This window comes from Chitinophaga niabensis, assembly GCF_900129465.1.
In the GTDB taxonomy this organism is placed as follows: Bacteria; Bacteroidota; Bacteroidia; order Chitinophagales; family Chitinophagaceae; genus Chitinophaga; species Chitinophaga niabensis.
Window position 1 is genome coordinate 1043479 of sequence record NZ_FSRA01000001.1, and the last position, 14689, is coordinate 1058167.

At 47.0% G+C, this 14689-nt stretch carries 9 protein-coding genes; all 9 read left to right on the top strand.

The genetic code is table 11. The features are described 5' to 3' along the window. Nucleotides 1–7: 7 nt before the first annotated feature. The 9 genes from BUR42_RS03935 (at nt 8) to BUR42_RS03970 (ending at nt 14650) form a co-directional block, all read left to right on the top strand. Nucleotides 8–1471, top strand: coding sequence for a RagB/SusD family nutrient uptake outer membrane protein (locus BUR42_RS03935; RefSeq protein ID WP_074237992.1), 1464 nt, complete (start codon nt 8–10; stop codon nt 1469–1471). Between the two features lie 79 nt (nt 1472–1550). Further along, nucleotides 1551–3194 (top strand): FAD-dependent oxidoreductase, encoded by a 1644-nt coding sequence (locus tag BUR42_RS03940; protein WP_143197328.1) that lies wholly within the window; start codon nt 1551–1553, stop codon nt 3192–3194. A 7-nt stretch (nt 3195–3201) separates the two neighbouring features. Further along, entirely contained in the window at nt 3202–4428 is a 1227-nt protein-coding gene (locus BUR42_RS03945; RefSeq protein ID WP_074237993.1) for an MFS transporter, read from the top strand. 31 nt (nt 4429–4459) lie between these two features. Continuing rightward, a complete protein-coding gene (locus tag BUR42_RS03950) occupies nt 4460–7366 on the top strand; it encodes a T9SS type A sorting domain-containing protein (protein ID WP_074237994.1) in 2907 nt (968 codons plus the stop codon). A gap of 34 nt (nt 7367–7400) precedes the next feature. Further along, a complete protein-coding gene (locus tag BUR42_RS30140) occupies nt 7401–7481 on the top strand; it encodes a helix-turn-helix domain-containing protein (protein WP_394333656.1) in 81 nt (26 codons plus the stop codon). Nucleotides 7482–7787: 306 nt separating this feature from the next. Next, nucleotides 7788–10913, top strand: coding sequence for a SusC/RagA family TonB-linked outer membrane protein (locus BUR42_RS03955; RefSeq protein ID WP_074237995.1), 3126 nt, complete (start codon nt 7788–7790; stop codon nt 10911–10913). 20 nt (nt 10914–10933) lie between these two features. After that, nucleotides 10934–12496 (top strand): RagB/SusD family nutrient uptake outer membrane protein, encoded by a 1563-nt coding sequence (locus BUR42_RS03960; RefSeq protein WP_074237996.1) that lies wholly within the window; start codon nt 10934–10936, stop codon nt 12494–12496. 3 nt (nt 12497–12499) lie between these two features. Continuing rightward, nucleotides 12500–13516, top strand: a complete 1017-nt coding sequence (locus BUR42_RS03965; protein ID WP_074237997.1) for a GntR family transcriptional regulator — start codon at nt 12500–12502, stop codon at nt 13514–13516. A gap of 261 nt (nt 13517–13777) precedes the next feature. Continuing rightward, on the top strand, nt 13778–14650 hold the full coding sequence (locus BUR42_RS03970) for an OmpA family protein (protein ID WP_074237998.1): 873 nt from the start codon (nt 13778–13780) through the stop codon (nt 14648–14650). The last annotated feature ends 39 nt before the right edge of the window (nt 14651–14689 follow it).

The window sequence follows — 14689 nt, forward strand, 5'->3', positions numbered from 1 at the left end:
ATTCGTTATGAGATCTGCATTTTATTTCATCATCATATTTTTTACACTGGCAGTTACAGGCTGCGCCAAACTGGATGGTGTGCCGGAAGGTACCTACACCACAGGTAATTTTTATAAAACGGAAGCAGACGCTGTTTCTGCTGTTAATGCCGTGTATTCCGGCATGACCAGTTCCTATCTCTACAACCAGTTCATGGAAGTGATACAGTCGCAGGGCACAGATGACTGTGAATGGGGATTTGGCCGCAACACCAGCAATACGGATAAAACGGCGCTGGATAAATTCACTTTCGATGCCGGCACCAATTTGTTCTACCAGTTCTGGAGCACTTCTTACCAGGTGATCAACCGGGCGAATGCAGCTGCGGAAAGCATTGGTGGCATGACGGCAGTTGGCAAGGAAAAAAAGGAACGGTTGCAGGCAGAAGCCCGCTTCGTACGGGGGCTGATGTATTTTAACCTCGTGCGCCTTTTCGGTGGAGTGCCGCTGCAACTTATACCTACCACTTCACTCAACAACCTGGCGGTTAAAAGAGCAACGGAAGAAGAAGTGTATGCGCAGATCATCGCAGACTTTCAGTTTGGTGCAGATCATCTGCCACCGGCTTACGATGCGGTGAATGCAGGACGCGCTACAAGCGGGGCTGCCCTGGCCATGCTCGTTAAAACATACCTGACACGGAAGGAATATACAAAAGCAGTAGAAGAAGCAAGGAAAGTGATGGCGACCGGCCGCTATTCGCTCTGGCCTTCCTACCAGGATGTATTCCTGATCGCCAATGAAAATAAAACTGAATCGATCTTTGAAGTACAGTTCCTGAGCGGGTCCGGCAATATTCCCAGCAGCTATGCAGGTTTTTATCGTCCTTCCTTCGATAAACGGCCGGGATTCGGAGGCAACGGAGATAACCCTGTTACCAAAAATCACTACGATGCCTATGCTGACGGAGATCTGAGAAGAGACGTTAATGTGATAAAGTATTCCTATACCGCCGATCCAAAAGCGCCCACCACCATCAAGAACCCTTATTATGTTGCCAAGTTTAAAGATCCCGCAGCACTGAATGTGAACGACGGTGGCAATAACTATTACATCGTTCGGTATGCGGATGTGTTGCTGATGTTTGCAGAAGCACTGTATTTGTCCAGCCCCGGCAGTACTGAAGCGCTGGAGGCATTTAACCAGGTAAGGAGGCGTGGATACGGGCTGCCTGTTAATACACCCTCTGTGAGAGATCTTGCAGGAGGACTAAGTGTTACAGCCTTTCAGGATGCAGTGCTGAAAGAAAGAAGGCTGGAATTCGCATTTGAAGGGCAGCGGCGCTTTGATCTCTTGCGAACAGGTAAGCTGAAACAGGCAGTGAACGCACAGGATCCCACCATCATCGTGAGAGATTCAGATACGCTTTTCCCCATTCCATCACAAGAGCGGGATACCAATCCCCTGTTGGAACAGAACCCGGGATTCTGATCATATAATTTTTTACAGCTGGCACGAACAAGGTTTTACCTGTTCGTGCAGCTATACTCATGCTTAAATATTGACGAAAATGAAGACTTCAATTATCCGTGGCCTGATAGTAATCGTGGTTTTATTAACCGGCAACCGGCTGTTAGCCCAAAAACGCTGGGATGTATGTGTGTATGGAGAAACACCTGCGGGTATTACGGCAGCGATACAGGCAGCGAAAATGAATAAACAGGTATTGCTGATCAGTAATACCGCACATTTGGGTGGCGTGGCCACTTCAGGGCTCACAGCTACAGACCTCAATAATTTCCGGAGCGCGGGTGGGCTTACGCGTGATTTTTACCAACGTTTATATACCTACTACAGCGATAGCAGTGCATGGCGGAATGAGTCGAGGGACGTATATTTTGAACGCTCTAAAAAGCGCACTTTTTCCGGTAAGAACGATTCTCTGAAAATGCAATGGGTATATGAATCCCATGTAGGGGAAAACATCCTGAAAAAAATGTTACAGGAAGCCGGTGTTTCCGTGGTGTACAAAGAAAGACTACAGTTGAAAAACGGCGTGGAAAAAAAGGACGCCAACATTGTTGCCATACGCATGGAAAACGGCCATCGTTATCAGGCTAAAATATTTATAGACGCTACCTATGAAGGAGACCTGATGGCAAAGGCGGGCGTTTCTTACAGTGTAGGCAGGGAAGCGAACAGTGTTTATAACGAAACCCTGAATGGCATCAAGCTTAACGAAATTATCGGTAAAGACCATGTTTCTATAGATCCCTATGTAAAAAAAGGGATGCCTTCTTCCGGTGTGTTGCCTTACCTGGAGCCCCGGATCCCGGGAGCAGATGGGGAAGGCGATCACCGCACACAATCCTATTGTTACCGGATGACGCTGACAGACGATCCGGCGAACCGCATCAACATTGTAAAACCCGCGGGCTACCAGCCGCTCTGGTACGAGTTCCTGGCACGCATGCTGGAAATGAATCCCGGCCACATGCTGAAGAACATCATTTCCTTCACGCCTATGCCCAATAAAAAAACAGATACCAACCAGGCTGATTTTGTAGGGGCCAATTACGGATGGCCGGAAGGTAATTATGCAGACCGGGATAAGATCGCGCAGATGCATAAAACCTATGTATTAGGCCTGCTTTGGTTCCTGGGTAACGATCCCCGGGTACCTGATTCGCTGCGGACAGAAATGAAACGCTGGGGTTTGCCGAAAGATGAGTTTAAGGACAATGGCAACTTCCCTCATCAACTGTATGTGAGAGAGGCCCGGAGGATGGTGAGCGATTATGTGATGACAGAAAAGAACTGTAACGGGGAGGAGCCGGTACAGGATGCAGTTGCCGTAGCCACCTATCCGCTGGATTGCCATTATGTTTCCCGTGTGGTGGATGAGCAGGGAAGAGTGCATGCAGAGGGCAGTTACGGAAAACAAAAGAACACCTATTATACGATCAGTTACCGTTCATTAAGACCGCGTTCGTCAGAAGCCCGCAACCTATTGGTGCCTGTATGTTTGTCGGCCTCGCACGTAGCTTATAGTTCTATTCGTATGGAGCCGGTATTCATGGTACTCGGCCAATCTGCAGGCACGGCTGCTGCATTGGCATTGGACCGTAATATCACCTTACAGGAATTACCGTATGATGTTTTGAAACCGGTATTGCTGAAAGATGGGCAGGTACTTTCACTCGACAGGAAATAACTAAAATATGAAAGGGTCAAACAAAGGTGCTGTTATTGCTGCGGTGATAGTAGCTTCTCTCGGATATTTTGTGGACATCTACGACCTGCTGCTCTTCAGCATCGTTCGGGTGCCCAGCCTGGAATCAATCGGGTTGCGTGGGCAGGATGTAACAGACAAAGGCATTTTATTACTCAATGTACAGATGACCGGGATGCTGTTAGGCGGCATTCTCTGGGGAGTGCTGGGAGACAGGAAAGGAAGGCTCTCCGTGCTCTTCGGGTCTATCTTCCTTTATTCTGCTGCTAACATTGCCAATGGTTTTGTGGACAGTGTATGGTCTTATGCACTCTGGCGTTTTATTGCCGGCCTTGGGCTGGCGGGTGAACTGGGAGCGGGCATCACACTCGTGGCTGAATTGATGCCAAAGGAAAAAAGAGGTTACGCCACCACAATTGTTGCTGCTGTAGGTATCAGTGGTGCTGTGGCAGCTTATTTTGTTGCACAGCATTTCAGCTGGAGGACCAGCTTTTTCATCGGCGGCGGCCTGGGGCTTTTACTCCTGCTGCTGCGCATAGGTGTGGCAGAATCCGGTATGTTCGGTTCAGCAAAGCAGGCAGACAGCAGGGGGAACTTCCTTGCACTTTTCGCGAATGGAAAAAGGTTCCTCAAATACCTGCGCTGCATCCTGATAGGTGTACCGCTTTGGTTTGTTGTAGGTGTGCTGATCACCCTCTCCCCGGAATTTGGAAAGGTACTGGGGATCAGGGGAGATGTGAATGCTGGCGCTGCCGTAGCCTGGTGTTATGGAGGCCTTGTTGTAGGGGATATTTTCAGCGGCGCACTCAGCCAGTTGCTGAAAAGCAGGATCAGGGTGGTGTATGTCTACCTGTTCTGTTGCATGGCCGCAGTAAGTATTTATTTCCTGGCTTCGGGTATCAGCCTGCAGCTCTTTTACTGGGTTTGCGGACTGCTTGGTTTCTCCGTTGGTTATTGGGTAGTGTTCATGACCATTGCCACGGAACAGTTCGGTACTAATATCCGTGCAACGGTTACTACCACTGTTCCCAACTTTGTGCGTGGCGCAGTTGTGCCACTCACTTTTCTTTTTCAATCTATGCAACTGCTTTTTAACGGCTCCCTTGTATATGCCGGTATCAGCGTTGGTATAATTTGCCTGGCATTGGCCTTCTGGTCACTTGCCGGCATGCAGGAAACATTTCATAAAGACCTGGATTATTTGGAGGAATGGTAGATAAATAAACAATTTAAAATCAATTCCACTTATGAAAAAACTGATACTTATGATGGCAATGCTGGTGGTTGCGGGCAACGCAATTGCACAGGCTGTTAAAACCACACTCACAGATTCTGCGGGTGTTTATACCCTGCGCCGCAATGGTGTGCCTTATCACATCAGGGGCGCAGCCGCCAATAATTTTCCTGTACAGGTAGCCGCTTTCGGAGGTAATACCATCCGCACGTACAGCATCAACGATTCCACCGGCAGGTGGCTGGACAGTGCGGATGCTCATGGGATCACTGTTTGCCTCGGGTTGGGCGTCAAAAAGCAGCAGGAAATGAATTATGCGGATACTACTGCCGTGCGCCTGCAATATGAGAACATGCGGAACCAGGTGCTGGCATTTAAAGATCATCCGGCAGTATTGATGTGGGCAATAGGTAATGAAACAGATGCAAATTATAATAGCCTGGATACCGCTGCCAATATCCTTTTCTGGGATGCACTCAACAGCATCGCTGAGATGGTCCATGAAACAGATACCAACCACCTTACCACCTGCGTATTGGTTAACTCTGACCTGAAGAAAATTAAACTACTGAAAGAACGCTTCACTGCATTGGATATACTTTCTATCAATAGTTACGCGCCTAACATTCCCGGTGTTTTGGGAAACCTGCAAACCGCCGGCTGGACAAAGCCTTATATGATCACAGAATTTGGGCCAAGAGGTACCTGGCAGATGAATCCGGAACCCCTGAGGAAAATGCCATGGGGCGCATTTGTGGAGCAAACCAGTACAGAAAAAGCGGTGGTGTACCGCCAGGTTTACCTGGACCATATTGCTGCGAATGCATCCAACAACTGTCTCGGTGGTTTTGTGTTCGTATGGGGTTACCAGTCTTCCGGTGATGTAGTTACCTGGTTTGGACTGTATAGCAGGAAGGGAGAGGCTTTTGGCGCTACTGATGAAATGCAGTATGCATGGACGGGAGGGTATCCTTCTAACCGTGCTCCGGTGATCCGCAACAGGGATTCGCTGCTTTTCAATGGCAAACGCGCAGAAGATACAGTGATCGTAGAAGCCAATTCAATCAATACCGGATGGGTCCGTGCCAGTGACCCTGATAATGATTCATTGCGTTACGAATGGCTGATCATTCCAGAAAACAGTATCATGGCAGGTGGAGATGCGAATGCCAGTTTGCCTGCGCTTCCGGGCCTGATCGTTTCGCAGGCAGCAGACAGTGCCCGTTTCCTGGCACCAGCTGCTGCCGGTAACTACCGGCTGTATGTATATGTGCACGATCAGCGTGGCAAGATTGCCAATGCAGCTATTCCGTTTAAAGTAACACCATCCACAACCGGACGACTGATAAGATCAACTTCATCCGGAGGAAGCTGGTCGTTGCCCGGAAGCTGGCAGGGTGGCGTGGTGCCTGCAGATGCAGATACAGCAGTGATCATTACCGGAAGTACCATTACCATTAATTCGCCGGTGAAAGTAACACGTACAGAAATAGCTGGTACCCTTGGCTTCAATACTACCACAACGCATACCTTCAGTACGGGAGACCTGGTAGTGGAAACCACCGGCACATTCTATGCCCGCAATGGTACCGTTGGCAGAACGATTACCGTTAACGGTAACCTGCTGAACAATGGTAATGCTGATTTTTCAAAAGCCAGTACCACACTGATCATGGGGCCCGCAGCAGATAGTACGCTGATTGGCGGAACAGGAACTTATACAAATGGCATCATCCGCAGCCTTACTATCAATAACCCCGCAGGTGTTGTGTTGCAAATACCTGTAAGCATTCCTTCCATATTAACACTTACTGCGGGCGTGTTTCATAACGGCGCAAATCTCACAATGGACAATACAAATGTAGGTGGCAGCGCCAGTTCTGTTAACTGCCAGATCAGGCGTTCACAGCATGCATCACTTGCCAATGCCTATACATTGGGAAGCACTGCTGCATTGTACGTTGTTTACAATCACGATGTGAATGCACCCGCACAGCTCATGACGGAAGGTTTTGAGGTACCTCTTTCCCGGTCATTGCATAACATTACCATCAATAACCCGGATGGTGTGATGATCAGCGATAGCCTCACACTTAAATCGAGCAATGCAGCTATTACGCTCACAGATGGGATCATTTACCTGCCTCCGGGGAAAGCACTGATCTGCACCAATACTTCATACAATGGTATAGCCGGTAGCAGCAACAGTTTTGTAAATGGTGCAGTGGCGTTGACTGCTGGTGCAACAGCTGTTACCAAAACATTTCCAACCGGATCTGTGGAGCAATACAGGAAGGTGGTGTTAACAGGCCTGGCATCTGTTAGTGGTGCGGTAACGGTACAGGTATCTATTGATACTGCGGCCGGTACAACGGGTACAGGTATCAGCACTTTGTCTGCTGCAAGGCGCTGGCATTGCGGAGTGCGCAGTGGCAATCTTGCCGGGTTTACCAGTATTAGTATTGGCTATGGAGCAGACGATGGGGCAACGCAGGACAGGCTTGCATTCTCTTCTGCTTATACCGGTGCCTACAATGTAATACCATCTGATGCCAGCGCCGGAGATATGGTTACAAGCTCCACTGGTACTTATGGTGCGGGATGGTATACAACAGGGTTGAGCGGGAGCAGTATGCGACTGGCATATAAGCAGGCTATGTTCCCCGGAACAACGGTTGCTTTCATCTATCCTAATCCGGCATCTGATGCTATCTATATGGAGTTCCCGCAGGCATTGGAACAAAAGGTACGTGCAAGCCTGGTTGATCTGCGGGGAAGGGTTGTGCATTACTGGTTATTGGCCCAGGGACAGTTGCGGCAACGGCTCCCGCTTCCCCCGGAAACAGGCAGCGGAATTTACCTGCTGGTATTGGAGAGCAGCGGATTGCGGCAAACGTATAAAGTAGTGATACAGAAATAATAAAATAACCAGAACAGCGCTTGCCAATCTTTCCATCCGTTTCAGTACACGGGAAGCTATTGGTGAAGCATTGGAATGTCAGCCGGGAGATATTTTAGAATATGCAAAAGAATAAAAATGGGGCAGGAAATTGCCCCATTTTTGTTTTTAAATACCAGCAGTTTTTAACCCCGTTCCCACACATGAAGCCCACTTGAAAACTTTTCTCAAAGGAAATTTGAAAAAGTAAGAAAAGACACTATATTTGCTTGGTAGAACAGAATAGAATAACACAGTAGTACACCACGCTACGGTTAATAATCAACCACGGATATATATGTATTTATCACGTACGCTCTATAGGCTACACAGCCAATAGAGTGCTTAGCTATGCTATTGTTCACTGAAAACAACCTTTATTCACCACCTTATGAATTGCGTTATGAATGCAAAAAAAGCTCCCATAATTCTATTATTGCTGCTGTTATGCCAGGCAATGTTATTTTCTGCTTTCGCTCAGAGTGATGGCAGGCTCTCCGGAAAAGTTACGGATATGAACGGTGAACCGCTTCCAGGGGTATCAGTAAAATTAACAGGTACAAAAACAGGTACTGTTACTGATGCGCTCGGAACGTTCTCATTAAGTATTTCACAGAAGACAGGTACACTGGAGTTGAGTTATATAGGTTTCGAGATCCAGATGGTGCCCTTCAATGCACAGACACTGTCAAATCTGAACATTCAGATGAAACAGGCCTCGTCTGTTGTTGATGAAGTGGTAGTGGTAGGAGCGAGGATGCGGAAAAGCGACCTCACAGGTGCAGTGGCAAATGTGGATTCCAAAACCTTACTGGAACGCCCCGCAACCAATGTGAACCAGGCTTTGCAGGGACGCGTAGCGGGGGTGTTTATCAATAATGCCACCAAACCCGGCGATGATGCAACGATCAAGATCCGCGGGATCAATACCATCAATGCAGGTTCTTCTCCTATCTACGTGGTAGACGGGTTGGTAATGGAAAATAACCAGGGCGGATTCAATGCCATCAACCTGAATGACGTAGCCTCTGTACAGGTACTGAAAGATGCGTCTGCTACTGCACTCTATGGTTCCAGGGGAGCAAACGGCGTTGTGGTGATCACTACCAAAAAGGGACAGCGAAGAGGAGGGGACGGACTGGTTACCTATGATGGCTGGGTTGGCGTATCTAAGTTCTCTCAAATGCCGGAGACGCTGAATGCCACGCAGCTCTTTCAACTGAGAACGGATGCTTATGCCAACGGTTATATGAAAGATAACCCATCCGCTAACCGCCAGGATTATATCGATAACACCCTGATGAAAACCAATATCGCTTTCTCCCAGCAGGAGTTTGATACCTACAACAGCGGCAGGAGCTTTAACTGGCTGGACCAGGTGACCCGTACCGGCCTTCAGCAGAATCATTCTTTAGGATTTTCCGGAGGCTCTGATCGTGGTGTATTCTATCTCAGCTTTGGATATGCAGGAACAAAAGGCCTCATTGAAAAAACAACCCAGGATAAATATACCGGCCGTTTTAACGCGGAATATGATGTGAAGAAGTGGTTGAAAGTAGGAACCAATACAGGTTTTACACGTACTAACGACGGCATCCCTTCTGATGATGTATATAATAAGTCCCTCGGCGCTAACCCGCTGTTAAACTATGATCCCTACAGGGACCCGGCTACAAGGTATACTTACGATTATCTTACTTTGTATTACCGTTCTCATGGCGATCAGAATAATAACGACTTCAATCCGTTTAACTCGCTGAATATTGATCGGAAACGCAGCCGTAACAGGATTGCATCTACCAATTATATCAATATCAATCCAATTAAAGGATTGGACATACGTTCCACTTATTCCATGGACTATGCTGCGCAAACATGGTTTGAGTTCACACCTAAGAATATCCAGGAAGCTATCCGCCATTACAATGGGGATGCACGTGCCAAACATGAAAGATGGAACGACCTTTACTGGCAATGGGATAACACCATCACCTATAATACTACCATCGCCAATGATCACAGGATCACTGCCCTGGCAGGTACCAGCTCCAGTAAACGCAGTTCTGATTATACCAAAGCGCAGGGAGACCGGTTTGCAAGTGACGACCTGTCTTACTACGACCTCGGTGGTGCTGCAGCAGTAGAAAAATCCGTACTGGGTTCTGACTTTTATAACTATTCGCTGTTATCCTTCTTTGCCCGGGTGAACTACAGCTATAAGGACAAATACTTCTTTACAGCCACCACGCGGTACGATGGTTCATCGAGGTTCGCCGAAGGAAACCGCTGGGGTGTATTCCCTTCCTTCTCAGCCGGCTGGAATATCACGAACGAAGATTTTATGAAGAACAATGGTTTGCTTAGCCTGCTGAAACTCCGTGCCGGATATGGTGTGGTAGGTAACCAGGATATTTCAAACTATGCTTTCCAGACATTGTATGGCTCCCGGATAGATAATGGTAACGCGCTGATCGTAAATGATGGCAGAAGAGGTAATCCCGCTATCTCCTGGGAAAAGCAGAAGCAAAGCAATGTTGGTATTGACCTCGGTTTTTGGGATTCCAGGCTGACGGTAACGGCAGACGCGTTCTATATCAATAATGATAATATCCTGCTGGACCGTTCCCTGGCCACTACTACAGGTTATACCAAAGAATGGCAGAACATTGGAATGGTGAACAACAAGGGGATCGAGGTTTCCGTGAATGCAGAAATAATCAGGAAAAAAGATTTCCAATGGTCTGTTGCAGGAAACATTTCATTCGACAAGAACACGGTGAAGAAGTTATATGGTGATGTGGATGTGATCTACAATACCAATGAAAATGTGATCCAGCGGGAAGGGAATATCTTCCTTGGCAAATCCCTGAACACAATTTACACTTACCGTTCCGGTGGTGTAGCACAGGAATGGAACCGCTCTGAATGGGAAGGCAAGAATTACAATGGTAAAACTGTTGCGCTTGGCGATCTGTTCGCAAGAGATATTTCAGGCCCTAAAGGTGTGCCGGATGGCGTGGTGAATCAAATGGATATGGAAGTGGTAGCGAAGAAAGACCCTAAATTCTATGGTGGTTTTGCTACTGACCTCTCTTACAAAGGGTTTGCTTTAAACACGGTATTTACCTACTCTTACGGCGCTAAGAAGATAAGCGGATATTATGAAGGGCTGATCAACAGCATTGGTGAAAGCATGGCCTCTAAAGACCTGCTGAACAGGTGGACACCTCAGAACACCAATACCAATGTACCGCGCGTAATAGCGAATACCAGCTATAACAGGTATAATCCTTCTGACCTGGATTATGCTATCCAGGATGCATCTTACCTGCGCTTATCTGCCTTAACACTGTCCTACAACCTTCCGGAAAAGGTCCTTAGCAACTGGCATGTTGATAAACTGCGCTTTTATTTCACGGGTTCCAACCTGTTCTGTATCACCAAATACAAAGGGTTTGATCCGGAAACGGGCGACTTCGGGTATCCGCCTTCCAGGATGTTTGTCTTTGGGCTAAATTTCGGTTTTTAAACTTCAAAACGGTAAAATCTATGAAACGCAATATAAAATGGAGCCTGATGGCAGCATCTGTGATGTTCCTGGCCTCCTGCAAAAATTTCCTCAATGAAGAAAGTATCACTAAATTAGGTGAGGACAAGGTGTATTCTGATATCGGCCTCGTAGAAACAAGCCTGAAAGGGATCTACGCCAACTGGAAGAATGTGAGAACGGATGAGCAGGGCCTGATCATGATGATGGGTACGGATGAAACACAGCAGGGCGCTTTCCAGATGAAAAGCGATGCGATCAAAGGAGGACTGGACCGTTATGACGCTAACCTGAACTCCACGGTGAACCACATTGCCAATCAATGGAACATACGCTGGCCGCTGGTAAATGAATCAGCCAAGATCATCAGGGGACTGGAAAGCGGAAATCCTGCCGCAGGTACCAAAGAAGGCGGGTTATATGGGGAAGCCTGTTTTGTACGTGGTTTTGTTGATCTTCAGCTGGCTATGTACTGGGGCGAAATACCTATCAGGGACATGAAGCGTGAAACAGAACTCGGTTTCCGCCGCCAGCCCCTGAAGGATGTATGGGCCTTTATTATTGATGATCTCACCAAGGCCGCTACCTTCTGCCCTAAGACCAATCAACCCGGGCGTGCTACCTCCGGTGCAGGTTGGGCAATGCTGGGCAAGGCTTATATGTCTGCTCCCGAATCTACCGGCCTGCGTGATTTCGCTAAAGCGCAGGAGTGTTTTGAGAAAATGATGGCTGATTACTCCCTGGTACCTTATAAAGACCTCTGGGATTTCAACAAACCCAATACGGCTGAAGCCATTTTAGAATTCCAGTTTAGTCCCGTATATCCGAATAATAATAAGATACAATTCCAGATCGGTTCCAGGGCGGTGCAGTCATATTTTGGAGATGGATGTTATTATTCTGGTTATGATAAGCTGGTACCCACCCAATATGCATATGAAACAGTGGCCAATGGCGGTATTTGGGAAGACGGTGACCTGAGAAAGGAAGAGAGCATCCGGTATGATTTTACTTATTATGGGGAAACACCCACACTGGACAGGATCTCCTGGGAAGACCTGGGCCCGAACCATGATGAGCTGAAGCCGCATGTTAAAAAGTATGAGGACTTCCGGGTGGACAAACACCACGAAATGAGGATCAGTAATATGTGGAACTCCGGTAAGAACATCCCGGTACTGCGGCTGGCCGACATCAAACTTTGCTATGCTGAATGCCTGAATGAAGCGGGGAAAACCAATGATGCGATCCTTGTTGTGAACGAGGTGAGGAAACGTGCCTGGGGAGGTACCCTGCCTGATGATAAAAGCTGGAAGGCTATGTCCAAAGAAGAATTCAGGACAAAGATCATGGACGAGCGGATGCGCGAGCTTTTCGCGGAAGACTGGAGGCGTATTGACCTGATCAGGACCGGGAAATTCATTGAATTGGTAAAGGCCCGCAATAAATGGGCAAAAGAATCCGGGAAAATTCAGCCATTCAATACTATCTTTCCAATTCCGGATACGGAGTTGAAATTAAATGGGGATATTGGGCCAGAAGACCAGAACCCTGGTTATAATTAATTGATGAAGAAAATATTTGAAAAAATACAGGCGCTGGATGAAGTACCATCCTATTCCAAACACGAAAGGTTTGTTGAAGGCATCATTAACGCCATCGATGATAAAGTAATATCGGTAGGAGACCCGCTGCCTTCTGTGAACGTAATGATCTCCAGCCTGGGATATGCACGGGAAACGATCATGAAGGGGTACCGGGAGTTGCAGCGCAGAGGTATCATTGAATCCAAGAACAGGCTGGGTTATTTTGTATCGAACGGGAACACCCGGCATGCCTTAAAAGTAGCCGTGCTGATGTATACGATCGATACCTTCCAGGACCAGTTCTATCACAGCTTCAGAAAAGGGCTGGATGAGAACGTTCATGCAGATGTATTTTTTCACCACGGTAATATAGAAGTGTTTGAGGCCATCTTTTCATTGGTGAAAGCGAGATATGGCATGTATGTAATATCACCCATCCATCACCCGCGTACAAAGGAATTGCTGAATACAGTCCCCCGTAACAAGCTGGTGATGTTTGACCGGTATGAGCCATTGGACGGAGAGTTCAATTATGTAGTACAGGAGTTCGAAAAATCCTCCTACGCTATATTTGAAGAGCTGGCAGATGAAATTAAGAAGTATGATGAAATGATCTTCTTTCATGATCCTGCATCTTTGTTCCCGCCGGAGATCGTACGTTCCTTCAAGAAATTCATCAGGAACTATGGTATCAAAGGGAGAGTGCTCAGGGAGTATGTGCCGGGTTCCGTAAAAAAAGGTGTGGTGTATTACGTGAATGAGAATGCGGAGTTGTGGAACTTATTAAAGGATTGTGATAGTAAAAAGATAAAACCCGGCAAAGATATCGGCATTCTTTCCCATAACGATGAGCCGGTAAAAGAGATTGTAGGGAACGGGATCACCACTTATTCCGTGAGCTTTGCAGAGATGGGAAAACGGGTAGCGCGGGCAGTGATGCAACATGAACAGATAAATGAAGTGATCCCAACAAAACTGATCAGAAGAAATTCCCTTTAAAAGTAATGGGGGCCAAACGGCCCCCATTTTTTATTTATTCAGCCGATCTGAATTTTCCCCGCTTCTTCCCTCAATGCTTCCCGGTATTTAATATAAGGAACGTCGTGTAAACCTTAGTGTATTTTTGTTCCATATGTAATGCATATAGGAGCCGGTACTTATATAGTTGAAAGCTTCATCGTTCTTTGATGGCACAACCTTTGCGTGGAGAGGGTTGTTAAGGATATGTAGATGAAGATTTGATTATTTAAAAATTGATATATGAGTATACGACTTATATCATCAGCGTTGCTGGTGGTGAGCATTTTAGGAACGGGCTGTGTGAGTAATAAGAAATTTGCCCAGCTACAGTCCAGCTACAACGATCTGCAGAACCAGAACAAGGAACTGGATGGCAGATATCAGACAGCCCAGCGTGATCTTACCGGGGCTAATACAAGGGTTAAAAGCCTGGAAGAGCAAATTGCCTCCCAGCGTACCGGTTTAGCGGCTTTACAGGCTGCATTGGATAAATGCCTTAACTCTACCAGCCAGGGGAATGTAAACATCTCTAAACTGGTAGATGAGATCAACGCTTCCAACAAATACATCCAGCACCTGGTGAACACCAAGAACAAAAGCGACTCGCTTAACATGGTGCTGACCAATAACCTTACCCGTTCTTTGAGCAGGGAAGAATTAAGGGATGTGGATGTACAGGTATTGAAAGGCGTGGTGTATATCTCTTTATCTGATAACATGCTGTACAAATCCGGTAGCTATGAGATCTCTCCTAAAGCAGGTGAAACACTTAGCAAAATTGCGAAGATCATTATGGACTACAAGGACTATGAAGTGCTGATCGAAGGTAATACGGATAATGTGCCTATTTCACAGACCAATATCCGGAATAACTGGGACCTGAGTGCCCTCAGGGCTTCTTCTGTAGTGCAGGCTTTGCAAACCACTTATAATGTAGATCCGAAACGTTTAACAGCAGGCGGTAGAGGAGAATACAACCCGATTGCCGATAATAATACGGTAGAGGGAAAAGCGAAGAACAGGCGTACACAGATCATCATTACACCTAAGCTGGACCAGTTTATGGAATTGATAGAGAAAGCGCCGGAAGGTGGTACTACTGAAACAAAATAAAATAACTAATATTAAAAGAAGCTGTCTCACAATGAGGCA